Genomic DNA, 26,244 nt, shown 5'->3' on the forward strand with positions numbered 1-26,244 from the left:
AACGATGAATCAAGATATAGACATTAAAAAGGTACGGCTGAACTGTTTCCGCCAGTCAAAGGTTCCGGGGGAATTCATGCTGCAGATGCGTGTGCCCGGCGGGATGATCAATGCGAAGTACCTCAGCACGGTGGAACACATCGCCAACACCTGGGGTGACGGCAATTTCCATTTCGGCACCCGCCAGACCTTTGATATTACGGGAATCCGGTACGAGAATATTCCTGCGGTCAACGCCTATCTGGAGGATTACATAAAAGAGGTGGATACCTCTCTGTGTGACGTGGATATGGACACGGTTGCCGGACAGCCCCAGGAGTGGGATCCGGAGGGAGGCTATCCCACCATCGGCGCCCGTAACATCACCGCCTGCGTGGGCAATTACCACTGTATATGCGGCAACTGCAACACCTTTGAGCTGGCCAGGAAAATTGAACCGCTCATTTTCCCCAGCCATTATCATATCAAAATCAATATCGCAGGCTGTCCCAATGACTGCAATAAGGCGCATATATGCGATTTCGGCATCATCGGCACCGCCCGCATGACCTATCACCCGGAACGCTGCATCGGCTGCGGCGCCTGCGTCCGGGCCTGTGAAAAGGGAGCCACCCGGGTTCTCAAGCTCAACGAGGATACCGGGAAAATAGAAAAGGACACCTGCTGCTGCGTGGGCTGCGGAGAATGCGTACGAGCCTGTCCTGCAAGCGCCTGGACACGTCAGGAAACCAAGTTCTACCGCGTGATCCTGGGAGGACGCACCGGCCGTCAGACACCCCGTACAGGAAAAATGTTCCTCAACTGGGCCACTGAGGATGTGGTATTAAGCGTTCTTGGAAACTGGCAGAAGTTCTCCGCCTGGGTAATGAACTACAAGCCCGAATATCTCCACGGCGGCCACCTCATTGACCGCGCCGGCTACAAAAAGTTCAAGGAGCTGATGCTTGACGGTGTTACATTAAACCCGGAATGTCTGGTAGCGGAGGATATCTTCTGGCAGGAGACGGAGTATCGTTCCAACTTTAATGTAAAACCCCTTTCCATGCACCATACTGCCGGCCCCCAGGAATAGGGAACGGCATTGCCCTAATCATAAAAAGGCCCTCCGGAAACTCTCCGGGGGGCTTATTTTTATCAAATATACGGCCGTTCCTACTCTTTCAAAATCTTTTCCTTAAGCAGATGGTAAAGCTGCTCCGGGTCTATCGGCTTGGCCATATGGGCATTCATTCCCGATGCGGCAGCCTTGACCATATCCTCATGGAACGCATCCGCCGTCATTGCAATGATAGGGATCGTAGCGCTCCTGGGACATTCTGCCCGGCGGATCAGCTCCGTGGCCTGATAGCCATTCATCAGCGGCATCTGCACATCCATAAGGATGGCGTCATATTTTAACGGTTCCATCAGGAACTTGTCCACCGCTTCCTTGCCGTTACAGGCGCATTCCACTTCAATTCCGCTCATTCTCAACAATTCCACAGCGATTTCCTGATTGAGCAGATTGTCCTCCGCCAGCAGGATGCAGCGTCCTTCCAGCTCCGGATGCTTTATTTCCATCTGGGAAAGCTGGAATCTCACCGTTTTGTCAATCCCGGTGGCTGAAAGCAGCACATTATAAAGCATGGACTCAAAGATTGGCTTGGATAAAAAGGCGTTCGCCCCTGCCGCCCTGGCATCCTTCTCAATGGAGGACCAGTCATAGGCAGTGATGATGATAATCAGCGTATCCGGGCCTACAAACTCCCTAATCCGGCGTGTTGTCTCCACACCGTCGATATCCGGCATCTTCCAGTCAATCAGGCAGACGTCATAGTCCTCCCCGGTCCTGTGGGAAATACGCACCTTTTCCACACAATCCGTTCCGTTAAGCACCCAGTCTGACACGATCCCCAGATTCTTCAGAAGAAGCGAGGTATGGATGCAGCTGTCTTTGTCATCATCCGCTATGAGCACCTTCAGCGCAGCCAGCTCCTGTTCGCCGATTGCCGTCTTTTTTTCTTCGCTCTCAGCAATATCAAAATCCAGTTCCACCATGAAGGAGCTGCCTTCTCCCTGTTGGCTGTGCACGGTGATGGTTCCGCCCATCAGGGTCACCAGGTTTTTGGTAATGGACATTCCCAGGCCGGTTCCGCCGTATTTCTGCCCGGTCACAGCGCTTTCCTGCTCAAAAGGAAGGAACAGCCGGTCCATAAACTCACTGCTCATACCCACGCCGTCGTCACTCACCGTAAAGCGCAGCCGCACCTTTCCGTCTTTTTTCCGAAGCTGTCTGATTTCCAGGCTGATTTTTCCGCCCTCCGGCGTGAACTTAAGCGCATTGGACAGCAGGTTCAGCAGGATTTGGTTCAGCCGCAGGGAATCTCCCTTCAGGACTGTTTCGGTAAGATCCACCAGGGGCATGGTGAATTTCAGCCCTTTGGCCGCCGCCTGGGGATAGATGATGGAGGTGATGGACTCCGCTACATTTTCCAGGTTAAATACCTCATGGGCAATGGTCATTTTTCCTTCATCTATTTTGGACATATCCAGCACATCGTTAATCAGTGACATCAGATGCTTGGAGGAATAACCGATTTTTTCCAGACAGTCCTCCACGCGGCCGCGGTCTTCAATATAGGCGCCTGCAATGGTGGTCATGCCGATGATCGCATTCATGGGTGTACGGATTTCGTGGCTCATGCGGGAAAGGAAATTCTGCTTGGCCGCATTGGCATTCTGCGCATTGAGCAGGGCATCCTTCAGCGCCTGCTGGATTTTCATGCTTTCCGTCTGATCCGACAGGGAAATAACATAGCGCACTACCTTGCCCTTTACGCTTTCCGGATACAGCTGCAGCCGCATCCATTTGATTTCCCCGGGGACAAAGCTGATTCGCAGATCCACTACCCTGGAAGTCCCGGAACCTGCCTGGCGCTGGAATTCTTTGTAGGCAGGCTTATCTTCTTCCAGGATCAGCTGCTCCATATAATCAGGGGCCAGATCAAAGGCTTCTTTTTCAATGCCGGTGATCCGACAGAGGTTGGAGCTGATATATTCCAGGTTATCCTTTTCCTTATTATAAATAAAAAAGATATCGTCCACATTGGTGGAAAGTATGTCAAACAGACGCTCCCGGTACCTGATCTCCTGTATCCCCCTTCTTTCCCGCAGCATCAGGCCCAGGAAAAAAGCAGGCAGCACAATGGTCAGCAGTGCCAGGGATGCCACAGTCATACTGGCGGTATCCGCCGATACCTTTTCCAGTCCCTGCACCTTTTTATCCGCAAACGCAATAATAGTAATCAGGCAGTCATTTACAGCATCATATTTAGGATGCAGCTTCTCATCCACATATTGGAGGATTTCCTCTTCAGTCATTCCGGAAACATCGGCCGCGGCTTCCTCCTGCGCATCTTCCAGAGCCTGCATGGCCTCCTTTAAGGCAGCCGTATCCTCCTCCGGTCCCAGGTACTTCTGCGTGATAATGCCTATGGATTCTTCCTGCATTTCATAGCGCTCTTCCAGTTTGCTGGCGAGCTGTTCGGGATCCTCCCTGGTGTCTGCCAGCAGGGTGGCTATGAAACCCTTCATGTCCAAAAGCCTTGACCGCATGGCCCGTGCTTCATTGGACACTGTGTAGGGATGCTCATAAATCATGGTTGCGGTATTCTGCATCCGCCGTACAGACAAAATGCCGGCTATGGTAAGCAGGACTGCCAAAGCGCAGATCCCCGTAATCCCAGCCAGCATTAATTTGGAATTTTTTCTCTTGGAAACGTTCATGGTGCTATACTCCTTTGTAGGATACCCTCAATTAAAATCCGTTCCTTCTGTCTGCTCCGGTACAGCGTTGCAGTCTGATCCAGGCTCCGGTCCCTGTTAATACTGTACTTTATCAAAGTTTATCTCTCAGTAAATATAACATAGACCCTTTCAAATCACAAGGGTCACAATTATTTTCCGCCTTTAAGTGCAAAAAACTGTGTTTATTTGGCCAGAATGGCTGATTCCTTTGACAGTATCCGCAAATTCGGAAATGAAATGAGGACGGCAGGCTGTTCGTTTCCCCTGTCTGCCATCTCATTAAGCAGCTGGCGGAAAATGCATGGAAAGGGTTCTGACGCAGGATTATTCCATGATTCCCAGCTTAACTCTTCTTCCCGTGAAATATGAATATGGCGGCTCCCCCTGCGGCCGGATAATCCCCCATGTTCAGCCGGGCGTTAAAAAAGAGGCTCCCGTGACTGCGGAGGCCTCTCTTTATTTTTATATACATCTGTCCTATGCCCTGATCTCCTGCCTCATAAACCCAATATAAGACAGTGCAAAACATACCGCCGTCAGCGCCACCATACACACCAGATGGGGCCAGACGAGAAGCAGGCTCTGCCCAAAGGGCAGATATCCCGCAATGGCGCCTGAAAGCTGGGAATTGGTGATTACGCCTATGCTCCTGATGTTGGGATTTAAAATGGTGGCCGCCGCCTCCCCGAACAGATAATAAGGGGAAATCCTGTTCAGTCCCAGCTGAAGGTTATAATTATCCATCATATGGAACATGCCTTCTATGCCCTCCGTAGGATAGACCAGATCGGCAACCGCTCCCGCCACCATACTCATGAAAAAGGACAGGAAAATCCAGATGGAGATTCCCGCCAGGGCCGCTGTCGCCGCATGTCTCCACAAAACGGAAAACAGAATGGACAGCCCCAGCCAGAAGGAAATATAAAATACCGTAAAAAGCAAAAACGCCGTAATACGAAGCACTTCCTCAACCGACGGAGGAAGCCCGATGGCAAGCAGTCCGATGGCGCTCACCAGTATCCCCAGGGAAAACACCATCATAAAAACGGCCGCAAAGCCTGCCATAAATTTCCCATTAATGATTGCATCCCTGTAAATGGGCTGTGACGTCAGGCGGTTCAGCGTTCCCAGCGAACGTTCCCTGTTCACACAGTCAAAACCCAAGACGATACCTGCCAGCGGCCCCAAAAAGGCCAGGAAGGTGGAGATGGAGGGAATGGATTTTCCTCCTGTGGTAAACAGCGTTAAAAAAATAAATTCGCTGCTCTCCGTCGCGGCATCACGGACACTGCCCAGCGCGCCGTAAAGGCTTGCCATGCTCGTCAGCGTCAGAAGAGCCAGCATCAAAAGAAACCGGGCGCTTTTCAGATGATCCGTCAGTTCCTTGCGAAACAGCACCAGCAGGCCGTGCATGGAGCTGTTATCTCTTTCCGATTTTAGCTTTGACAGCGCTCCTGATGCCGTCCCTGAAAGTCTTTCTTTTATCTGTATAGCCTTCATACTGTTCACCTGCCATTTCAAAGTATTTACTGTAGATTTCATCCAGATCACCGCCGCGCTGGCGCAGCCTGCGCATATCATAGCCATTGGTAAGCAGCGCCGTGATCACTGCAGTGTGGCAGTCCCTGTCCGAATGCACAAGAAGCATTCCGTTTTCCCGGGTAATCCGTTTAACGCCCTCCATACCGGCCAGCAGGCGTTCCAGTGCCCTGTCGTTGGGCCATGCCTCAAGCTCCAGCACATAATTGCCTGCGCTGCGCAGCTGTACCGCCAGATCGTTTATGGAGCCGCAGGCAATCAGTTTCCCTTTGACAAAAATGCCCACCCGGTCACAGATCTGCTGAATCTGGTGCAGCTGATGGGAGGAAATCAGGATGGTTCTCTTATCCTCTTTTGCCAGCCTGTGAATCAGCCCCAGAAGCTCCCGCATACCCTCCGGGTCAATTCCCAATGTGGGTTCGTCCATAATGATTACCTGTGGATCCTTCATCAGCACATCCGCAATCCCCAGCCGCTGCTTCATTCCTCTGGAATAGGTGCCCGCCTTCCGGTCTGCGGCTTCCCACATGCCCACTTTTTTTAGCATCTCCTCAATCCGCTTTTCCAGCGCTTCCCCGTCCAGGCCGTTCAGGCGGCCGGTGAAACGAAGATTCTGGCGGCCCGTCATATCCGGATAAAAGCCTACATTGTCCGGCAGATAACCGGTAATTTTTTTTACCTGCAGGGAGTTCCGGGTACAGTCGAAGCCTCCGATGAAGGCAGTTCCGGCCGTAGGCTCCGTCAGCCCCAGAAGCATCAGGGTTGTGGTTGTTTTCCCCGCGCCGTTGGGCCCCAGCAGGCCGAATACCTCGCCCCGCCGGATATCCAGAAACAGACTGTCCACCGCGGTAATACTGCCGTAGCGCTTGGTCAGCCCTTCTATTTTAATGATTGTATCTTCCATAATCATCGTCTCCCATACTTATGGAATACCCAGCCCAGGCCCGCGAATACACAGACAATCAGGAGAACTCCCACGATCCCCCATACCGTTTCCGTCTTGACGGAAATACGGAATTCCGCTGTATCTGAGGTTTCGGAGCCGGCCGCCTTTACTGTCACCACATAGTCACCGGACAGCGCATCCTTTCCGGGTGTCAGTCTGGCCGTAACTTCAACGGAAGCGCCCGCTTCGATGACCTCTACCGCAGGCTGGCTGAAGCTCATGCTCCATCCGTCCGGCGTGGTTGCTGTAAGGTTGACATTTTTCAAATCCGTATTGCCGTTATTGGTCAGCTTCAGCGTAATTTCCTTTTGCTTGTTGGGATACGCCTCGGTGCTCAGCCTGCCGCTGGGCGTGGAAACATCCAGGGAGTAATTTCCCGTAATCGTCGCCTTAAGATCTGTTTTCAACGTTTCTCCCGCAGAAACTGCAGAGCAGGAAATGGTATAATCCCCGGCCTGCGCATCCACGGAGGGCGTCACGCCGATTGTGATCGTCTGGCTCTGGCGCGGCTCCACCGTAATGCTGTTCACCGGGCTGCTCTCTCCGGAAGGGGTGAAGCTCACCGTCCAGCCGGCAGGCGCATTGGAGGAAAAGCTGTAGTTCTGCTGGGACGCGCTGTTGTTCACCAGGGAAGCTTCAAAGCTGAAGCTGGCTCCGGATGCGCCCTCTTGCTCCGGATACTGGGATTCGAAGCTGCTGCTTCCGATTTCCTCCGCCGCAACCTTCAGCTTTAATGTAAGCGTATCCTCTGCTTCCGCGCCCGCAAAGGCCCGCAGCACCACCTCGTAATCTCCGCTGGCCGCATCGTCCGGGATGGACAGGGAATAGGCGGCCGCCCCCGCATTGTCGCCGCTCTTTACATAGACCTGGCTCACTTCGCTTCCATTGCCTGTAAAATAACCTTCCCAGCCCTCAGGAAGGGAAACCGTTTCCAGTGATACCGCCATCCCCGCTCCCGTGGTATTGGAAAAATCCAGGGAAAAGCTCAGATCATCCCCTGCATTTACCGTCATGCCCGGATAGCCCGTGCTCATCTGCAGCCCTCCAGCGGCGGATGCTTTCCCTCCGGCGGTAAAAAACAGGACAGCCATGATAAAAAGGGCCGTTATTATCTGCGCTGCTGTTTTGTTCTGCGTTGCTGTGATAGCTTTCATAATTCTCTCTCCTTTTCCTTTCGGTTTATGAAACGGCGGTAAGCCGCCTTTTCTTTGCTTCCGATTATAGCCCGCGAAGTATAAATGAACTTAAAAAAAGATCCCGCAGACCGCCCTGGTCCGCAGGATCTTATGTGAAAGTTTTGTGAACTACTGCCTGGGGAGCGTCACTGTAAAGCAGACGGTCCCGTCCTCATATTCCGCGCTGATTTTTCCCTTATGCCCGTCCGTCACCGCCCTGGCAATGGACAGGCCGATGCCGTAGCCCCCGCTCTTACGGGAGCGTGAACTGTCGGCCCTGTAAAAACGGTCAAACAGGCGCGGCAGCTGGGAAGCATCCAGATCCGCACAGGGATTGGAAACCCGAAGCATAAGCTGGCGTCCCTTCTTTTTCAGCGTCAGCCTCACCGTTCCTCCGTCATCGCAGTATTTTACCGCATTGTCCAGAAGCACCGTCAGCAGACGCAGGATGGCCTCCTGCTGCCCCTTCATATAAAGCTCCGGCTCTATTGCGGTTTCCAGCTGTTTACCCTGCGCCTGCGCCGACGTACGGAAGGTATCCGCCGCATTCCGGGCAGCTTCACTTACGTTAAAAACCCGCAGCTCCCCGGCCTTCCCCATTTCCTCGGACTTTGCCAGCTCAATCAAATCCCTGATCAGGCTGTCCAGCCGCCTGACCTGGTTCTGGGTGCTTTCGATCCATTCATCCTTTCCGTTTACGATTTCCAGCACTCCCATGTTGGCGGAAATGATGCCCAGGGGCGTTTTCAGCTCATGGGAAACATCCGTGATGAAACGCTTCTGGCGCTCCATGTTTTCCGCAAAGGGACGCATCACCCTGCCTGAGAGAAGCAGCAGAAGGAAAAAAACAATGGCCACACAGCACAGGAACACCAGCAGGGTTACCTGCAGCACGTTATGGGCCGACTGGAGCTGTAAAAAACAGTTCAGCACCACAATCGTATTTTTGTCCGCCTCTTCATAGACCCGGTAGCGGTAATAGCCCACAAAACCGCTTTTCTTCCCTTCTTTTACGATATCTCCCACCAGCTCCTCCACACGATCCCTATCCAGGGCCGCAATGTGCTCGATATCAACCTCTATCACCTCTCTCTTTTTTGTGAGGTAGACGATGCAGTAACGAGTCTCAAAGGGCGTCTCCTCCGTAATCTGGAACCCCCCGGCCACATTGGGGACAACGGCATCCGGCAGAGGGAAGGCGCCGCCATTGCGGTAAAGCAGCTCAATGGCAGTATCCGCCAGCCGGATAATCCGGAACAGGTTTCCCAGATTAATGGCAATCCCAATCAAAAAAAGCGTCCCCATCAGGGAAAGCATTGCCGTCAGAATAAACCTTCTGCGAAGCGTCTGTATCATTTAAAATCCTCCGTTAATACGCCGTTAAAATCCGCAGCCCTTTTATGTCTTCCTCCGCCCCTTTGGCTTCCTCTGCCCGGCCGGTTCATTGTCCGCCCTCCGCCTCCAGCATGTACCCCCGCCCGCGGCTGGCCGTTATTTTCACATCGGCTCCCAGGGAGGCAAGCCTCCTGCGCAGATAGGAGATATATGCCCATACCACATTGATTTCACTGTCGCATTCGTAGCCCCAGATCCGCTCCATAAACTGTTCTGTGGAAATGAACTGCCCCTGACGGCGCATCAGAAGCTCCATCATCTGAAATTCCTTGTTTCCCAGCCGCACGGCTGTCCCGCCGCTGCTCAGCTCAAAGGTGGAACGGTTGAGGCTTATATTCCCAACCGTAAGAATCTGCGGCGTAAAGGTGCCGCCTCTGCGGGTGAGCGAACGCACCCTCGCCAGGAACTCTCGCACATCAAAGGGCTTGGGAAGATAATCATCCGCGCCGCAGTCCAGTCCTGCGACGCGGTCCTCCACCTCCCCCTTTGCCGTCAGAAGCAGCACCGGGGTGGAAATGCCGTTCTCCCGCAGCTTCTTCAGGACCTGAAGGCCGTCAAGCCCCGGCATCATGATATCCAACACAAGACAGTCACAGCTCTCCGCCATGCCGTAATCCAGCGCCGCCTGTCCGTCATGGACCGTATCCACCGAATAATGCTCATGCTTCAGGATCGCAGACAGCGCCTGCGTCATTTCCTCTTCATCGTCCGCTATCAATATACGCACCGTTTTTCTTCCCTTCTCTTCCGTAATTATCTTTCTTCCCATTGTAAGGTCGGCGCATTTTTCTGTCAATGCCGCGCCTGGCCAGGTATGGCAGCCACAGCCCCGGCCAGGCATAACAGCCACAGCCCCGGCCAGGTGTAGCAGCCTGCACAGGGCAGGCGTATGCTGTAACAAAGCCTTGACTTTAACACCGTGTCGTAGTTTATACTGCATTTACAGGGAGGTAATAAATATGGAACCCATGACTATCAGCCAGGTATCAAAAATCCTGGGGATTTCCACAAGAATGCTGCGTTATTATGAAAAAGCCGGATTAATCGAAAGCCGCCGGAAGGAGGGCTACGCCTACCGCATCTATGATGAAAACACCGTCTGCCGCCTCCGCCGGATTCTGCTGCTGCGCAAGCTGCGCATTCCTGTCCGGCAGATTAAGATTATCCTGCAAAATCCCAATGCCGCCACAGCCGTGGAGATTTTTCAGAAAAACATCAACGAACTGGACGAGGAAATCACCGCGCTTTCCACCATCCGTGAAATTCTCAGCCGTTTTGCCAACGAGCTTGCCAACGCCACAGGGCTTCCGCTGCAGAGCCTCCTGGAAAAGGACGATATTCTGCTGGAATCCATCGAATCCCTTGCCCTTGTCAGCATTAATTTTAAGGAGGATCAGACTATGGAAAAATTGAATCAGGCCAACATCAGCCTGTCGCAGCCCACAGATATACGGGTCATCTACCTGCCCCCCGCCGCCATTGCCGCAGCCCACTATGTGGGGGACGAGCCTGAAAACCACGTAAATACCCTGCTTGACGGCTTTGTAAGGGAAAATAAGCTTCATAAAATCAAGCCCGATCTGCGCCGCTATGGCTTCAACCATCCTAACCCGGTTGACGAAACAGGCTATCATGGCTATGAAGCGTGGGTAACCATTCCCGAGGATATGGAGGTTCCCGCCCCGCTCATCAAAAAACATTTTGCCGGCGGCCTGTATGCCGCCCATATGATTGCCTTCGGCAATTTTAATGAATGGGAACAGCTCTTTATCTGGGCAAATCAGAGCGAAAAATATGAATTTGCCGGGGATATGAAGGATCAGGAGCATATGTGCGGCATGCTGGAGGAGCATCTGAACTATGTGAACCATGTGGAGCTGGAAAACACGGAGCCGGAAGATTTCCAGCTGGATCTGCTGCTGCCGCTTCGTGAAAAACAGCCCTGAGGCCGGGCAGCCTATTTCAGCTGCCGGCAGAGTCTTCCGTGAATAAAGAATATCTGTGCTTCCCCAGCCTTTTTGCCTGATACATGGCGGCGTCCGCTTTTTCGTAAAGCGCCTGGTAGGTATCGCCGTCCGCTGGAAACGCGGCGATGCCGATGCTGACCGACATTCCTTCTCCTAATGCGGGAAGCCTGGCCAGGAGCGATTCCGCCTTCTGGCAGGCCACCGCGGCGTCCCCGGTGTCGGGCATGAAGATCACGAATTCATCGCCGCCGATACGCCCCGTAATATCTTCCTGCCGGAATTCCTTTCTGATCCCCTCCACAAGGCTGACCAGAAGCGCATCCCCTGCGGTATGTCCCCTGCTGTCATTGATTTTCTTGAAATCATCCACATCCAGCATGAAAAGGAAACCGCAGCGCACATGCGTCAGCAGCTCTTCAATCCGTTCCTGCGCCGCCCTCCGGTTCAATGCGCCGGTCAGGGCATCCGCAGAGGAGCTTTCAATCAGCTCCTGCTCCTTGGCTTTCATTTCATGCACATCCGAAAGCTTCCCCACCACGGAAAGCGGCTTGCCGTGCTTATCCTGCAGCAGCTGCCCCTGGCAGCGCATCCACCGGTACTCCCCTTCCCTGTTGAGGAATCGCAGCGTTACGCTTTTTGCCTGATTTTTCCCAAACTGATCCGTATTTTTCAGCATATCCCGCAGAATTTCCGCATCCTGCGGATGCAGCAGCGTAAGAAGCGCATTCCCGTCAAAGGGGCGGATGACATCGGACTTGGGGATTTGGTAGCGGCTTGTGATATTCGGCGTAAACACAAGGTTTTTGGCGGCGCAGTCATAAATAAAGAGCACGGTGTCGGAAAATTCCGCCAGAAGCTCATACCTGGCCTGGCTGTGCAGGATTTTTTCCCGCTGCCTGGCATACACGCACCAGCCGCCGCCAAGAAGCAGCGCCAGAAAAATAAGAAGCACCGCCACCAGCAATACCGTATTCTTCATAATGGGCGCCGCATAGCCCCTCACCTCATTGGAATGCGTGATGGACAGGAGCATCCAGTCATTATAGCCCAAAGGAGATGTCAGCATATAAAATTCTCCCTGCCGCGGGCTTTTGAGCACCACCAGCCGCGTCTCGTCCGACTGCATGGCATCGCGCACCAACTCTACCTTTGCCACCGGAATTTTCATTTCCTCCAAATCGTCATACAGGTTGTAAAGTCCCTCCACATAGTCACTCCCGTCCAGTATCAGCTCACCGCCGCGCCTTAAAAGCATATTGTCCGCATGATCGTACTTCTGTTTTTCCGAGGTCCACAAAAGCAAATCCGCGTTCAGATAGGCGCAGAACACCCCTGTGAAGCTGCCGTCCCTTTCCGCCGGTGCCAGAATGGAAAATACATAGACAGGCTCCTTTCCGCCATGCAGGAAAATATCGCTTACCACCGTCTCCCCTTTTTCCAGGCGATTCCTGATTTCCCGGCCGCCCTCCGTTAGTCCGGCCGCCTTCAGCGCCTCCTGCAGCCCCTCCGCCGGGTAATAATCAACCTCATACAAATATTCCAATTCCCGTATGGCCTCCAGATAGGCACCGCTTCCTCCGCCCTCCGCCGTATCTGCGTACACGTCGGCCAGCTTCTCCAGCAGCCCTCCCGTTTCCCGGATGATTCCCCTGATGTCCGACGCCTGTCCCTGATGGGTGGAGGTCAGGTTTTCCTCTATTAATGTGCGGAATATTTCTTCATTCTTGTTCTGATATATATGCAGCAAAAAAAAGACCGCCAATCCCATCACGGCCGTTCCTATTGCTATCAGCACCATTCCCCGGTTTCTCACTGCTTTGTGCAGATCCTTACCCTTCGTTTTGTCCATATGCTGCCTCTCCTGACCCCAGCGCCCTATCCTACCTATTTTATAACCGTTCAGTCTCCTTCACAGTTACCATAATTTTCTGCTGATTTCAGGGCTTTTATTTATAAAATGATTCTATTCCTTTTTCCAGGACTGCGCAATCCCTTCCTGTCCGGAATAATATTGTGTGCCCGGAATAATATTGCGTGCCCGGAATATTTTTATCTGCCCGGAATATTTTTATCCGCCCGGAATACTTTCATCTGGATCCGCAGCGGCAGTTTTTTATGTACACGGCAGTTTTTTGTGTGCGTTTCTTTCTTGACACGAACGGTTCTCCGTATATAAAATAAAAACTATGATAAGATGCGCACGACACTCCTATAGATGCCGCATCGGAAAGGCAGCTTTATGAATCTGATCCTGACTTATATCCGGCGGCATATCGGTATGTTTGCCACGGCTCTTTTTTTCCTGAGCCTGGAAACGCTGGCGGATCTGATGCAGCCCACCTTCATGTCCTACATCGTGGACAACGGGGTTAAAGGACAAAGCATCTCCAAAATACTGATGTACGGCGCAATGATGCTGGGAATCGCCGCCCTGGGCGCCCTTGGCGCCGTGATGCGCAACATTTATGCCAGCCGCACCTCCCAGCAAATCAGCATGGAAATGCGCAGCGATATTTACAGGAAAGTCCAGACCCTTTCTTTTGAAAATATTGACCGGCTGCAGCCATCTTCCATCATTACGCGTATCACCAATGATGTGACACAGATTCAGAATTTCATCAACGGCAGCATGCGCATTATGATGAAGGCTCCCATTACCTGCATCGGCGCAATCGCTCTGATCATTCTCCAGACACCGAAACAGATTCCCATGATGATCTTAATTTTATGTATCTCCTTTCTGCTGATAGCGGCCAATATGGGGTTTGGCTATCCCAGGTTTGGGCGGCTGCAGCGTAAGCTGGACCGGCTCAATGAGGTCAGCCGCGAATTTTTATCCTCCGTGCGGGTGGTCAAGGCCTTCTGTGCCCAGGAGCAGGAAGGGGAAAAATTCCGGAGTGCCGCAGAGGATTTTGCCGGCGCCGGTGTATCCGCCATGCGGGTGGCCGCCGTATTTTCGCCGCTGATTAACCTGACGGTAAATGCGGGCATCGTTGTTCTGCTCTGGCTGTCCGGCAGCCAGGATAACGGACAGATCGGACGGCTGATGGCTTCGGTCAACTACATGACCCAGGTGCTTTTCTCCCTGGGCATGGTTTCCAATATCCTGAATACGGCCGTGCGCGCCGTGGCTTCCGCCGGACGCGTTCAGGAAATCCTCATGGAAGAGCCCGCGCAGAAGCAGGCGCCCCAGGCCAAGTCCCCCTCCGGGGAGGGCGGCGTTTCCTTCTGTGATGTAACCTTCTCCTATGCGGGTACGCCGGAGCCGGCTTTAGAGCATGTGACCTTTACGGCCATGCCCGGAGAAACCATAGGGATCATCGGGCCTACAGGCTCCGGGAAATCCACACTGGTAAATCTGGTTCCCCGTTTTTATGACGCTACCTCGGGAACGCTGTTTGTAGACGGCGTGGATGTTACGCTGCTGTCCCAGGAAAAGCTGCGGGCTGAAATCGCCGTGGTTCCTCAGAAAGCGCTGCTGTTTTCCGGAACCATCGCCGAAAACCTCCGCTGGGGGAAGCCGGATGCCACAGACGAAGAAATAAGGCGGGCGGCCCAAATCGCCTGTGCGGATGGCTTTGTGCAAAGCTTTCCCGACGGTTATGAGACGAACCTCGGCCAGGGCGGCGTCAACCTTTCCGGCGGGCAGAAGCAACGGCTTTCCCTTGCCCGCGCCCTTTTGAAAAATCCGCGAATCCTCATCCTCGACGACTGTACCAGCGCCCTGGACGCCACCACGGAGGCCTCTGTGCTCTCCATGCTGCGGAAACAGTGCTCGGGCATGACAGTACTGCTCATCAGCCAGCGGATTTCCACGGTTATGCGTACAGATCGGATCCTCTGCCTGGAGGACGGCAGGGTCATGGGCTTTGGAGCCCACCGGGAGCTGCTTGACAGCTGTCCGGTATATCGGGCAATTTATACTTCACAGATTGGAGGTGACCGGCATGAGTAAGGAAATGGCGCCGCCGCCCTCCTCCTTCGGAAAAGGCCAGCGCGGCAAGCCGGTGGTAAAGCCGAAGGATATGAAGGGAACCCTGCGCAGGCTGTGGGAGCTGACACAGGGCCAGCGACAGGGGCTTGGATGGCTGATGCTGCTTTCCGCAGTTGCCAGCGCGTCAACCATCCTCTCGCCTCTGCTTATCGGAACGGCCGTAACCGCCATTGATACGGGTAACCCCGCGCTGCAGCTTCTGATACTGCTGGCGGCGCTTTACCTGACGGACTGGCTGGTACGGTTTTTACAGCAGTTTTTTATGGCGGCCATCGGGCAGAGAATCATTCTTCATATCCGCAGCACGCTGTTTGAAAAAATGAAAGCACTTCCGCTTTCCTTCTTTGACAGCCGGCAGCATGGCGAGCTGATGAGCCGTCTGACCAATGATGTGGACAATATCAGCACCACCATTTCGGATTCGCTTACGCAGCTGATGACATATGGTTTTACGATTATAGGCATACTGTGCATTATGCTGCGGCTCAGCCTGCCATTGACCTGTATTGCCTTTATATCCGTATGGCTTATCTTTCTGCTGACCCGCACGATTACAAAGCATACGAGGAAGCTGTTTGCCCAACAGCAGCAGATTCTGGGAAAGCTCAACGGACAGGTGGAGGAAAGTATTTCCGGACAGAACATGGTAAAGGCCTTTGGCCGGGAAGCCGAAATGACAGAGCAGTTTGAGGAAAGCAACGCCAGGCTCTGCCAGGTGGCTACAAAGGCACAAATCTGGTCCGGTTTCCTCATGCCACTCACCAATGTAATCAACAACCTGAATTTCGTCATTGTGGCGGTCGTCAGCGGTATCCTGGCGGCTTACGGCCGGATCAGCGTGGGGCTGATTTCCAGCTTCCTGCTGTATTCCAGGCAGTTTTCAAGGCCCTTTGTTGACATTGCAAATATTTACAATAACTTTCAGACGGCTGTGGCAGGCGCGGAACGTATCTTCGAAATATTGGAGGAGGAACCGGAGCCTGCGGATGCGCCGGACGCGTTGCCGCTTACGGCTCCCCGCGGGGAAGTGGAATTTTCCCATGTCACCTTCGGCTATCAGGCGCAGGAACCTGTCTTAAAGGATGTAAGCTTCCGCGTGCCCGCCGGAACCCGTGTGGCGGTGGTCGGATCCACCGGCGCGGGAAAAACCACGCTCATCAACCTGCTGACCCGTTTTTATGATGTCAACAGCGGCAGCATCCTGTTAGACGGCCGCGATCTCCGGCAGTACCGGCTGCAGGATCTGCGCCGTACCTTCGGCGTGGTGCTTCAGGATACGGCGCTGTTTGGCATGAGCGTCCGGGACAATATCAGCTACGGTAATAAGGACGTTTTGCCGGAACGCATCCGGGCCGCAGCGAAAACCGCCGGCGCTGATTCCTTCATCCGCCGCCTGCCCCAGGGCTACGATACAATACTCACCCAGGGCGGCGCCGCCCTGAGCCAGGGGGAACGCCAGCTTCTCACCATTGCACGCGCCGTACTGCAGGAGGCCCCGATTCTGATTCTGGATGAGGCCACCAGCTCCGTGGATACGGTAACGGAGCAGCGGATCCGCCGGGCCATGCTGACAATCACCCGTGGGCGGACTTCCTTTATTATCGCCCACCGGCTTTCCACCATCCGGGATTCGGATCTTATCCTGTTGATAGAAGATGGCCGGATCGCCGAGAAAGGCACCCACGAAGAGCTGATGGAGCTCAACGGCAGGTATGCCGGGATGTACCGGACCCAGATGGGGGAATAGGAGACGTCTCCCCCGTCCGGGAATCCGGCTGCCATAACGCACCTTTCCCATTATAATTTATAGGAAAAATATTTCGCTTTTTCCGGAAACGCTTTGTCTCCTTTCAGCTTCAACGCAAACTTCTGCACAACAAAATTATAATCATCCCAGGAACCGGAGGATACCATATAAACAATCCGTCCATCCTCAGTCATCCATTTCACAGGAAAGTTGGGCTGATAATCTCCATAGCTGCCCCACCGGTCATCCCGGTAAAACAGCTTCCAGGGTCCCCAGGGCTCCGGCGCTTCATAAAGCGTCAGCTGGCTGTAATGGGATTCCGGATAGCGCATTTGATGAATCGGGCGGGGATTCAGGTTCTCATCCACAAAGCTGTAATTTCCCATCAGATATCTTTGTATGCCCGCATTATAGGCCACATGATTGGCTCCGGTCATTTTATAATAGGAAAATACCGGTACGGCCAGCTCTTCTTCGCGGCTCCATGCCGGATGCAGGGAGTCCTTCCCGCAATAAAATTCCCAGGAATCCCGCACAGTCAGTTTTTCTTTGGGAACCCGTCCCAACAGCAGCGCGTCGTTATTTTCCCAATAGCTGCCGCCATCCTCCAAATCACAGGGAAAATAAGCATATACATAACTGTCCCTCGCCCCCGAATAGCCTCTTCCAAACTGCAGGAAATGGCAGGAAGACAGCCTTCCCCGGAAAAAATCCCGGGGCGTCGTTTCCGGATCAAAGCTTCTGCCGGCGTCCGTTGATCTTACAATCCAGCCATGAAGATTTCTCTGTCTGCAAAAATAAGGGTTATCCCCATAATTCTGAGCTTCAATGCTCAGATAGAGGGTTCCGCCGATATCCAGAAGGCCGGACGGCTTCACATAAGGAGCCGCGGGCGTGCAGTATTTATTCAAATCCACCGGCTTTTCATTGATTACATCCATACACCAGTGTCCCGTGCAGGTCAGCTTTTCCGGTAAAAACCGGAGCGTCTTTATTCTCCAGATATTCATAGGGCAGCCCCGGTTATCCCCGGCGCCGCCGTAAATCATATCATCCTCTGCCCAGGTTAACGGCCACATATCCCCATCCCCGCTGTGATAACGGAAACGATCCGGGAGCACCTGCTCGATATAATCTGATTTTTCATATGGAGGGACTGCCTTCGGGTACAAATAATAATCTCTTCTGTCACCATCTATTCCTGTAATTTCTCTGATTTTCATACATTTGTCCGTGCAGGAGAGCGGCCGGAAGACACTGCCGGCGCTCTCCTGCTCCCTTACTTTAGTTTAAAATTTCTGATCCAGGAAATCCTGATACCACTGCAGCCAGGCGCCATACTGCATCGCATCCAGCTGTTTCAGGTGGGCCTCCCAGGCCGCATCATCGATTCCCTCCAGAATACTTGTGGCAGTAAAATTCTTAATATAGGAAAAAAGCTCCGTTTCCATAAAAGCTCTTTCACTCGTTTTGGCAGGATCCACGAACCGGATTGGGATCTGATCTTCCACCGGTATACAGAAATCATGGACTTCCTTCACACATTCGATCCGATACCAGGAGGTCCATGCAATATCCTCCAGTACCTCTGCATTTTCGTCCTTCCTGATCAACGGGCCGTAATCCACCATGCCATAGGTATATTTATAATTTTCAATAGTAAAATCATCTGTCAGGCTGTCGGGAAGCTTTTCGAACACCTGCCCGTTTTCATCCACATCCCAGGCCTCGCCCTTCGGGCCGAAACGGGAGATATATTTCAGTTCTGTGGTGCTGGATATATAATCCCACCACTCCAGCAATTTGGGCACATCCTTACATGCGCTGGTAATGGTAAAGCCTGTCCGGTTGGCCGCAAATTTATCCTGTGCACCGGTCTTCTTGTAGCCTGGTCCGTCCTCTGCCCTTATTTCTCCCACAGGCACATAATTGGCGGCTGCGGCATCGCTCATGTCCCCATTGGGAGTCCAGGTATAATAACAGCCTACCACTCCTTCGTTCAATTTCGCATGGTATTGTTCCGAGGTCTGTGAAAAAGCTTCCATATCCAGCAGCCCTTCCTCGATCATCTGATGGGAAAATTCCAGGAAGCTCCTGAATTCATCTGTGTTGACGGTTCCCACCACTTTGCCGTCCTTTACCATCTTATAGGCTTCTTCATCCCCGGAATCGGTTCCTGCAATTCCCCAGGGATTTGCCGCATTCATAATTTTGGAGCACCAGTCACTCTGGGAAGGCTCAAAAGGAATTTCATCTGCAGGATCTCCATTGCCGTTCATATCCCCATCCCGGAAGGCTCTGAGCACATCCATAAATTCTTCTGTTGTTTTCGGGATTTCCTTTCCTGCTTTGTCCAGCCATTCTTTGTTCATAAACATAATGCCCATAGCGTCGTTTTCATAGCTGGTCTGTCTGCCTGTCATGAGGGAACGGATGGAGCCGTCGGGCCAAGTTACCAGGTCAAGGCCGCCCGGAATCGTTTCATAGTCTGAATACACATGGGGCGCATAGTTTTTCAGGACATCGTCAGCTGCCAGATCCGCAAAAGAATCCATATTATTCGCAATCTGGTTCTCGCCTATCAGACCGAGAAATGCATCCGGCAAATCGGAAGCCAGCATAATATTCACCTTATCCTCCGCATCCGAGGAGGCAATGGGAATCCACTCAATATGTACGCCCGTGGCTTCCTCTGCTTTTTTGTAGATTTCCTTATTATTAAAATCCTCATCTTTGGTCAGGGGATGGAGCACCACTGCAATCTTAAAGGTGGTTTTTTCCTCCTGCCCTGTCTTTTCACCGGACGCCGCATCGGCTCCGGTCTGCGGCTGGGCCCCCGGATCCTTTGTTTCCGACGGTGCCGCGCCGCCGCAGCCAGCCATGACGGTCATAGTCATAGCCGCCGCCATTAAAATCGCCAGTACTTTTCTTTTCATTACTATTCCTCCTTCTTTATTCATCAAAATGGATTGTCACCCATTGATTTCACCCTTTAATAGAGCCAATCATGACGCCCTTTACAAAATACTTCTGCAGGAAAGGATATACACAGATAATAGGCAGCGTGGATACTACAATTACGCCGTATTTAATCACCTGCACCATGGTCTGCAGCTTGCGCGCCGCATCCGCATCTGTGGTCATGGAATTGGCGGCCCCGGTCGCCGCTGTCAGCAGGATCTCCCTCAGGTACAGCGCCAGCGGATATTTGCTTCTGTCGGTAAGGAATATCATGGGATTAAAATAAGAATCCCAGTAGGTTACCGCAATATAAAGTACCAGTACCGCCATAATCGCCTTGGAAAGCGGCATTACAATTCTGAAAAAGAACCGTCCGTTTCCGCAGCCGTCCACTCTGGCCGCATCCCGCAGTTCCTCTGGTATATTGCTTTCCATAAAGGAGCGGGTAATAATGATATTATAGACTGCCACTGCGCTGATAATTACCATCAGGGTTCTTGTATTGGTCAGCTGCAGCTTCTTTATTACCATATAAAAAGGAATCAGGCCGCCGCCGAAGTACATTGTAAACACAAAATAACCCATCAAAGTATTACGGAAGGGCAGGTCCTTTCTGGACAGGGCATAGCCTGCCATCATGGTTACAAGTGTCCCCAGCGCCGTACCCCCGGCCGTATAAATCAGTGTGTTACCGTAACCGATCCAAATCCGGGCATCCTCGAACACCTTTTGATATCCCAAAAGCGTAAAGCCCTTCGGCCACAGCAGCATACTCCCGTTATTGACATACGCCGGATCCGAAAAAGAAGCTACAAAAACGAAATAAATCGGATATGCCATAATAACTATTATCAACAGCAGCGCTGCCGCAACCACAATGTCAAAAACCGTATCCTGGGTAAACCGGAATTTTTTCTTTTTTCGGGAAAGGGATCCCTGCGTCGTCATATCGTCTCCTCCTGTCTCCTATTATTCCTACCACAGACTGGAACCGGATACCTTTTTCGATATCTTATTCACCACCACAAGCAGGAAAAAATTTATTGCGTTGTTAAACAGCCCTATGGCCGCCGAGTAGCTGTACTGCTGCTGTTTCAGGCCGATTTTATAAACATAGGTGGAGATCACCTCCGCCGTGGTAAGATTCAGATCATTCTGCATCAGATATACTTTTTCATAGCCTACGCTCATAATGTTTCCTGCGTTCATGATAAGCAGTATAACCATCGTAGGCATAATGGCGGGCAAATCAATATGGATAATCCGTTTCAGCTTGTTCGCCCCATCCACCATGGCCGCCTCATGCAGCTCCTGATCCACGCCGGCCAACGCTGCCAGATAAATTATGGAGCTCCAGCCCATGTTCTGCCAGATCCCCGACCAGACATAAAGATGTGCAAAGGCTGAGGCGCTGCCCATATAATACAGGTCATCCGGTCCTCCCAGCATAGCAATCAGATGATTTAAAAACCCCGATCTGGGAGAGAGGAAAACCGACATCATACCGACCAGAATTACTGTGGAAATAAAGTGCGGCATATAGGTTATCGTCTGTGTCAGTTTTTTGAATCTGGTACTTTTTACACTGTTTATCATAAGCGCAAGCACTATGGGGATAGGGAAGCCCACCACCAGGGAATAGAGGCTCACCACCAGTGTATTCTTCACTATCTGCCAGAAACGGGGCAGATGGAAAAAGGTCTGGAACCATTTTAACCCCACCCAGTTGCTCCCCATTATCCCTTTCCCCGGCGAATAATCCTGAAAGGCCATTAGTACGCCATACATCGGCGCATAGCAGAATATTCCTATAAACACCACGGCGGGAACCAGAAACAGGTACAGACACCAGTTTCTCTTCATCAGTTTCCAGGTCTGGTTCTTTTTTCTGCTATTCATGGCAGCTACTGTCTTTTTCATTTTTATACCTCCCGCATACCGCAGGCTTTCCTGCGATATAGTATCCATCCATAGTTGGAAAGGACTTACAAACGTTTCCTCCCAGGCCTTTCCGCTTGTGCATACTATTATTTTAATGTGCCGGAGCCTTTTCTTCTTGTAAAATTTTAGTGATTTCTGGTAATAAATTCACTTTTCGTGTTATAGTAAGGAAATATAGATATGGTTAGGGCCCGCATCGAAAAAGGAAAGGAAGTTTTTTTATGAAATTTTTGGACTATCCGGAGCAGCAAAGACATGGAAGCCAGGACTTCCCCTATTTTTTCTACCATGTTACTTATATTCATCCCCGCTACACCATGCCTTATCACTGGCATCCCCTCTGTGAAATCGTCCATGTTTTCTCCGGGCATTTCCGGCTGCAGCTGGAAGATTGTGAACTGCTGCTTTCTCCCGGAGACAGCGCTTTTATTTCCTCAGGCGTCACCCACGGCGGCGCGCCCCTGGAAGCACAAAGCTGCTGTTATGAATGTCTGCTGATGGATCTGGATACTATTTTTCAGTCCGGCTCATCCACCAGAGTTTATGAGCATAAAATCTTCGACCTTCTGAACCAGAAAATACTTATCCATAATTATTTTCCTGCAGCATGCACGCAAATCAACGATATTCTCTGCAGTATGCTGGATTTGCTGCGTTTCAAGCCTGAGGGCTATACGCTTCTTTTGCAGGGCTATACCTTCCTGCTGTTCGGCCAGCTTTTCCAGAACCATTTTTATTCCGAAGCACCCGCTCTCAGCACCCAGAAAAAAGTGCTGCATCTGAAGGATGTGCTTACCTTTATAGATGAGCACTATGCGGAAGATATCCGGCTTTCCGACCTTGCCGCCTGCGCAAATATGAACGGCAATTATTTCTGCCGCTATTTCCGGGAGCTGACCCACCGCACACCACTGGATTACCTGAATTATTACCGTGTGGAGGCCGCCTGCGAGCAGCTGTCTTATACGAATAAAACGATTACGGAAATCGCTTTTGACTGCGGTTTCCACGATGCCAGCTATTTTGTAAAGGTTTTCAAACGTTATAAAAATATCACGCCTTCCGAATACACACGAGCTGATTTTTAGGCGCAAAAAAGCTCCGGCGGGCCACGCAATCCCATGGCCTCCGGAGCATCCATAATCTGAAATAGTTTTCTCCTGTTTCCCCTATTTCACATCAACTGTACATTCTGCTTTGCTTTCCACCCCCAACACGCCTATCCGCACCGTGCCGGTCTTTCCCACCGTTCTGATCCAGAAGGAGGATACGCCTCCGGTAAGGGGGAACCGCGCAGGGCCCAGCAGCCTGGCAGGGCCGTCCAGTCGGATTTCCACACATTCCTGGGTAAAGGGCAGCAGATTTCCCATATTGTCCACCGCCTTCACCGTAATACGGGTGGCGTCATAGGTATCGCCGTCTGCGTACAGGACGGTATCATCAGCCCTGGCGGTGATTCCGGCGGCATACCGGCTTTCACCCACTTCCTTTCTACATACGATGCGGTCCCCAAGCCATCCCTCCAGCACCAGGTTGTTTTCCGTTTCTCCCCAGCCGCCTGCGGATTTGATCACCATGCCGATAAGCCCCGATATTTCCCTGTTGTAACGCGCCGCCAGCCCGGAATCTCCTCCATTACCAGCAGTCCCAGCTCGTCGCAGGCATCCAGGAAATGCCTGGACTGGGGATAATGGCTGGTGCGAACCACATTGCAGCCCAGCTCCCGGCGCAGAAGCTGCGCATCCCGGCGCTGTATCCGCTCCGGCATGGCATAGCCCACATAGGGCCATGACTGATGGCGGTTCAGGCCGATGAGTTTGCATTTCACGCCGTTCAGGAAAAATCCTTCCGGTGTAAACCGGGCCTGCCTGAAGCCGAAACGGCTGCTGCCCAGGCTGACGCAGCTTCCGCTCTCCTTCTCCTTCAGCTTTGCCTCCGCCCGCATCCTCCTCCACTATCCCCCGTAAAAAATCCACGCTGTTAAAGCTCTGCATCGTATTTAACCGGGAGATATACGCGGAATTCTGGATCCGACGCTCCAGTTCCTCTTTTTCGTCCTCCTGCGCAATCCGGTACTGCCGGACCAGCCGCCCCATTTCAATGGCCGGCGCAAACCAGGTTTCCATATCCATAGCATTCCCCTCCCCGTCATCGATAGCTCCATTTTAGCCGACCGACGGTACATTTACAAGAGGGGCGACTTCACGCGATACTTCACACAGGATTTTCAAGCCGTTACCCAGCCGCCTTTTTTACTGTTTCAGCTTTTTTTCATAAGCATCGTAGCTGCCGTACTGCCTCCACAGGTCCATCATCATTTCGTACCGCTCCAGAGGCAGGCCGGTGTAAACGCAGTTGGAGGTGGAAAAAATATATCCCCTGCCCGCCGCCATGCCTTCCCGCAGCGCGCGCAGCACATCCGCGCGGCATTCCTCATCAGTGCCCGTCTGCAGAAGCCCGCAGTTAACGTTGCCCACAAGCGCAATATCCGGCCCCACAATCTTACGCACCTCAGGGATGGAAACGCCTCCCTGGGGATCCAGGGAATGGATGGCGTCCGGCCGGCAGTCAGCGATCTGCTTCAGAATCGGCATGATATTCCCGTCCGTATGCTTGATGGTATAATACCCCAGCTTCCGGTACTCCGCAATGACCTCCTTCAGGAAAGGCCCTATCAGTTCATCAAAGGAATCCGGGCTGAAAAACGGATTCACATTAAAGCAGTAATCCGAGCAAAGCGCAAAGCCGTCCAGAAGATGCCCTTTTTCATCAAGCTTTGCGGCAAGCTCCAGGGACTTGTCCACCCGGATCCTGCTCTCCTCATTCAGTTTCTCCGGCTCATCAAACATTCTGGCCGAAAATTCCATCATATTTTCTCCGTCAGGAATGGCCCAGGTGGGGTCGCCGTGCATCATTATGTAATATTCATCCCCGCTTTTTTCCCGGATCAGCTCCAGCAGCCACTGGATATTCTCAACGTCCCCGGGATTGGGATGGATAAAAATAGCGCTGTGGCCATATCTTTTTGCCGTATCGATATAAAGCTGGGCCATTTCATTCATATGAAGGCTGCGCTCCCGGTAACTCATCTGGTTCCACTGCTCATAAAAACGGTGGGAGGGATGCACCTTGCCGAAGGCCTCCATGGTCAGAAAAAAGACCAGCTCAAAGGTGGGCACCTGGCCGCCGATGGGCTCGCATTTTAAGGTCCGTATAAATCTCTCTCTGTTCGTCATTTTATAATCCCCATTTAGTAGTAAAACGCTTGTAACTGTGAAGGAATCCAACAGTTACAAGCGCTTTTAAAAAAGCATTCCTTCCATATAACATTCTTTGAAGAACGCATCCGACGCCAGATCCACAGTCTGTGCCACCGCTGCCAGCCGCTCCGCCTCCGGCAGCTTTTCCTTATCCAGCAGCAGCATGGCCGCTCCCATAAGCGCCGCATTTCCCGTCACCGTAATTTTCCCCAACTCCACCTCCGGCAAAAGCCCGATGGCAATCGCATTCTCCAGATGGATGAAGCTGCCAAAGCCCCCTGCAACCAACAGCTCCTGCAGCTCCGACGGCTGCATGCCCGCCCGGTGCAGCATGGTTTTGATTCCGGCACAGATAGCGCTTTTGGCAAGCTGGACCTTTCTTATGTCCTCCTGGAACAGACGGACCTCCCCGGCAATCACCGCTTCCTCATCCTCCAGATAGCCGGTTTCATCCAGATCCTCCGTCTGCAGCAGGCAGCTCACCGCATCAATGACGCCGCTGCCGCAGATGCCCATCGGCTCTTTATCGCCTATCACCTCAGCCGCAAGCCCGTTCTCCGCCACCCGCACATGGGCAACCGCGCCGTCCGTTCCCTGCATTCCCATCTTCAGCCCCGCCCCTTCAAAGGCCGGCCCTGCCGCTGTGGAACAGCAGAAAATTCCTTCCTGTCTCCACAGCACAATCTCCCCATTCGTCCCGATATCCACAAGAAGGCGGTCATTTCCGGGCTTTTCCGTCCGTACGCTGAGCATGGCCGTGGTAATATCCGCTCCCACAAAAGCGGACACGCAGGGCGGCAGCCAGGCCCTCGCCTGTATCCCCGGCAGACCCAGCTGCTCCGCTGTCAGCCATTCCCCGGCCAGCCAGTCCGCGGCAAAGGGCGCATGGGAAAGGGCGGAAGGATCCCTTCCGGTAAAAAAATAAAGCATGGCCGTATTTCCGGTCAGCACCAAAGTATCAATATCTACCGGGGAACAGCCGCCTTTATTTGCCAGCTCCTCCAAAAGGGACGTCAGCCCCGATTTGATACACAGGGCCAGCGCCTCCCGCTCCCCTGCCATGCTTTTTTCCATCCGGGAAATCACATCCGCTCCGAAAACAGACTGGGGATTATCCGCCCCGGCCCTTGCCCGGAAGCCGTTTTTATCAAACAGCACCGCCGCCAGCGTCGTCGTACCGATATCCACCGCAGCGCCCAGCCCTTCAAACAAAGGCCTCACAGGCTGAAGCCCCAAAAGCGCTTCCTCCGGAGTCTGGCGCGTAGCCTCCTCTTCAAAGGACACCTCACATTCTCCCAGCACCCGGGTACGACAGGCAAGGCGGATGCCGTTTTCACGCTCCGCCCTGGTAAGCTTTTTTATTTCCGTTTCATCCGGTTCGCTGAGCAGCCCTGACGCCCGGACTCTGCATTTGCCGCAGATTCCCTTCCCTGCGCAGGGCATTTTCAAACCTCCGGCTTCCCGGAGGACATCTGCCAACACCGTTCCTTTTTCCGTCTGAAAAATCCGGCCGTTTACCGTTACCTTTTCCAT

The 26,244-nt window shown here is 52.7% G+C and carries 19 protein-coding genes and 1 pseudogene; 5 read left to right on the forward strand and 15 right to left on the reverse strand.

Annotated features, from left to right (window positions below):
- The first annotated feature begins 4 nt into the window (after positions 1-4).
- Entirely contained in the window at positions 5-1,072 is a 1,068-nt protein-coding gene (gene asrC / locus HMPREF1548_RS06335; protein WP_021635045.1) for a sulfite reductase subunit C, read from the forward strand.
- An 80-nt stretch (positions 1,073-1,152) separates the two neighbouring features.
- Here asrC and HMPREF1548_RS06340 read toward each other — a convergent pair whose 3' ends face one another.
- The 6 genes from HMPREF1548_RS06340 to HMPREF1548_RS06365 form a co-directional block, all read right to left on the reverse strand.
- Positions 1,153-3,765: a hybrid sensor histidine kinase/response regulator gene (locus HMPREF1548_RS06340; protein ID WP_021635046.1), complete on the reverse strand. Its 2,613-nt coding sequence runs from the start codon at positions 3,763-3,765 to the stop codon at positions 1,153-1,155.
- A gap of 498 nt (positions 3,766-4,263) precedes the next feature.
- Positions 4,264-5,286, reverse strand: a complete 1,023-nt coding sequence (locus tag HMPREF1548_RS06350; protein WP_081745578.1) for an ABC transporter permease — start codon at positions 5,284-5,286, stop codon at positions 4,264-4,266.
- Entirely contained in the window at positions 5,207-6,229 is a 1,023-nt protein-coding gene (locus tag HMPREF1548_RS28835; RefSeq protein ID WP_083492929.1) for an ABC transporter ATP-binding protein, read from the reverse strand. Before HMPREF1548_RS28835 ends, HMPREF1548_RS06350 begins: the two co-directional genes overlap by 80 nt.
- A gap of 2 nt (positions 6,230-6,231) precedes the next feature.
- Entirely contained in the window at positions 6,232-7,425 is a 1,194-nt protein-coding gene (locus HMPREF1548_RS06355; protein WP_021635052.1) for a COG1470 family protein, read from the reverse strand.
- Positions 7,426-7,575: 150 nt separating this feature from the next.
- On the reverse strand, positions 7,576-8,802 hold the full coding sequence (locus HMPREF1548_RS06360; RefSeq protein WP_021635053.1) for a sensor histidine kinase: 1,227 nt from the start codon (positions 8,800-8,802) through the stop codon (positions 7,576-7,578).
- 85 nt (positions 8,803-8,887) lie between these two features.
- Positions 8,888-9,568: a response regulator transcription factor gene (locus HMPREF1548_RS06365; protein WP_025491628.1), complete on the reverse strand. Its 681-nt coding sequence runs from the start codon at positions 9,566-9,568 to the stop codon at positions 8,888-8,890.
- A gap of 232 nt (positions 9,569-9,800) precedes the next feature.
- On the opposite strand from HMPREF1548_RS06365, the gene HMPREF1548_RS06370 reads away from it, so the two are divergent.
- Positions 9,801-10,787, forward strand: a complete 987-nt coding sequence (locus HMPREF1548_RS06370; protein WP_035321276.1) for a MerR family transcriptional regulator — start codon at positions 9,801-9,803, stop codon at positions 10,785-10,787.
- A gap of 16 nt (positions 10,788-10,803) precedes the next feature.
- On the opposite strand, the gene HMPREF1548_RS06375 is transcribed toward HMPREF1548_RS06370, so the two are convergent.
- Positions 10,804-12,657 (reverse strand): sensor domain-containing diguanylate cyclase, encoded by a 1,854-nt coding sequence (locus tag HMPREF1548_RS06375; protein ID WP_021635057.1) that lies wholly within the window; start codon positions 12,655-12,657, stop codon positions 10,804-10,806.
- Between the two features lie 390 nt (positions 12,658-13,047).
- Here HMPREF1548_RS06375 and HMPREF1548_RS06385 point away from each other — a divergent pair, with 390 nt between their 5' ends.
- Both HMPREF1548_RS06385 and HMPREF1548_RS06390 read left to right on the forward strand, forming a co-directional pair.
- Positions 13,048-14,763, forward strand: a complete 1,716-nt coding sequence (locus tag HMPREF1548_RS06385; protein ID WP_035321277.1) for an ABC transporter ATP-binding protein — start codon at positions 13,048-13,050, stop codon at positions 14,761-14,763.
- Positions 14,756-16,549 (forward strand): ABC transporter ATP-binding protein, encoded by a 1,794-nt coding sequence (locus tag HMPREF1548_RS06390; RefSeq protein WP_021635060.1) that lies wholly within the window; start codon positions 14,756-14,758, stop codon positions 16,547-16,549. The genes HMPREF1548_RS06385 and HMPREF1548_RS06390 overlap by 8 nt, the downstream gene beginning before the upstream one ends.
- 50 nt (positions 16,550-16,599) lie before the next feature.
- Here the strand turns inward: HMPREF1548_RS06390 and HMPREF1548_RS06395 are convergent, their stop codons facing one another.
- The 4 genes from HMPREF1548_RS06395 to HMPREF1548_RS06410 all read right to left on the reverse strand — a co-directional run bounded on the left by HMPREF1548_RS06395 (position 16,600) and on the right by HMPREF1548_RS06410 (position 21,430).
- Complete coding sequence (locus HMPREF1548_RS06395) at positions 16,600-17,772, reverse strand: glycoside hydrolase family 183 protein (protein WP_021635061.1); 1,173 nt, start codon at positions 17,770-17,772, stop codon at positions 16,600-16,602.
- Positions 17,773-17,838: 66 nt separating this feature from the next.
- Positions 17,839-19,485 (reverse strand): extracellular solute-binding protein, encoded by a 1,647-nt coding sequence (locus tag HMPREF1548_RS06400; RefSeq protein WP_035321278.1) that lies wholly within the window; start codon positions 19,483-19,485, stop codon positions 17,839-17,841.
- Positions 19,486-19,534: 49 nt separating this feature from the next.
- Positions 19,535-20,458, reverse strand: coding sequence for a carbohydrate ABC transporter permease (locus tag HMPREF1548_RS06405; protein ID WP_021635063.1), 924 nt, complete (start codon positions 20,456-20,458; stop codon positions 19,535-19,537).
- Between the two features lie 27 nt (positions 20,459-20,485).
- Positions 20,486-21,430, reverse strand: a complete 945-nt coding sequence (locus tag HMPREF1548_RS06410) for an ABC transporter permease (RefSeq protein ID WP_035321347.1) — start codon at positions 21,428-21,430, stop codon at positions 20,486-20,488.
- Between the two features lie 242 nt (positions 21,431-21,672).
- Here HMPREF1548_RS06410 and HMPREF1548_RS06415 point away from each other — a divergent pair, with 242 nt between their 5' ends.
- Positions 21,673-22,539, forward strand: a complete 867-nt coding sequence (locus HMPREF1548_RS06415; RefSeq protein WP_021635065.1) for an AraC family transcriptional regulator — start codon at positions 21,673-21,675, stop codon at positions 22,537-22,539.
- Positions 22,540-22,620: 81 nt separating this feature from the next.
- On the opposite strand, the gene HMPREF1548_RS06420 is transcribed toward HMPREF1548_RS06415, so the two are convergent.
- The 4 genes and pseudogenes from HMPREF1548_RS06420 to HMPREF1548_RS06435 form a co-directional block, all read right to left on the reverse strand.
- On the reverse strand, positions 22,621-23,028 hold the full coding sequence (locus HMPREF1548_RS06420; protein ID WP_035321280.1) for a hypothetical protein: 408 nt from the start codon (positions 23,026-23,028) through the stop codon (positions 22,621-22,623).
- Positions 23,029-23,057: 29 nt separating this feature from the next.
- Positions 23,058-23,333, reverse strand: a pseudogene (locus HMPREF1548_RS06425) (glycoside hydrolase family 2 TIM barrel-domain containing protein); the annotation flags it as partial.
- A gap of 370 nt (positions 23,334-23,703) precedes the next feature.
- The gene (locus HMPREF1548_RS06430; protein WP_035321284.1) at positions 23,704-24,687 is read right to left on the reverse strand and encodes a uroporphyrinogen decarboxylase family protein; all 984 of its coding nucleotides are present in this window, start codon (positions 24,685-24,687) and stop codon (positions 23,704-23,706) included.
- A gap of 66 nt (positions 24,688-24,753) precedes the next feature.
- Positions 24,754-26,244, reverse strand: coding sequence for an ASKHA domain-containing protein (locus tag HMPREF1548_RS06435; RefSeq protein WP_051358330.1), 1,491 nt, complete (start codon positions 26,242-26,244; stop codon positions 24,754-24,756).

It is taken from the genome of Clostridium sp. KLE 1755 (assembly GCF_000466465.2).
In the GTDB taxonomy this organism is placed as follows: Bacteria; Bacillota; Clostridia; order Lachnospirales; family Lachnospiraceae; genus Eisenbergiella; species Eisenbergiella porci.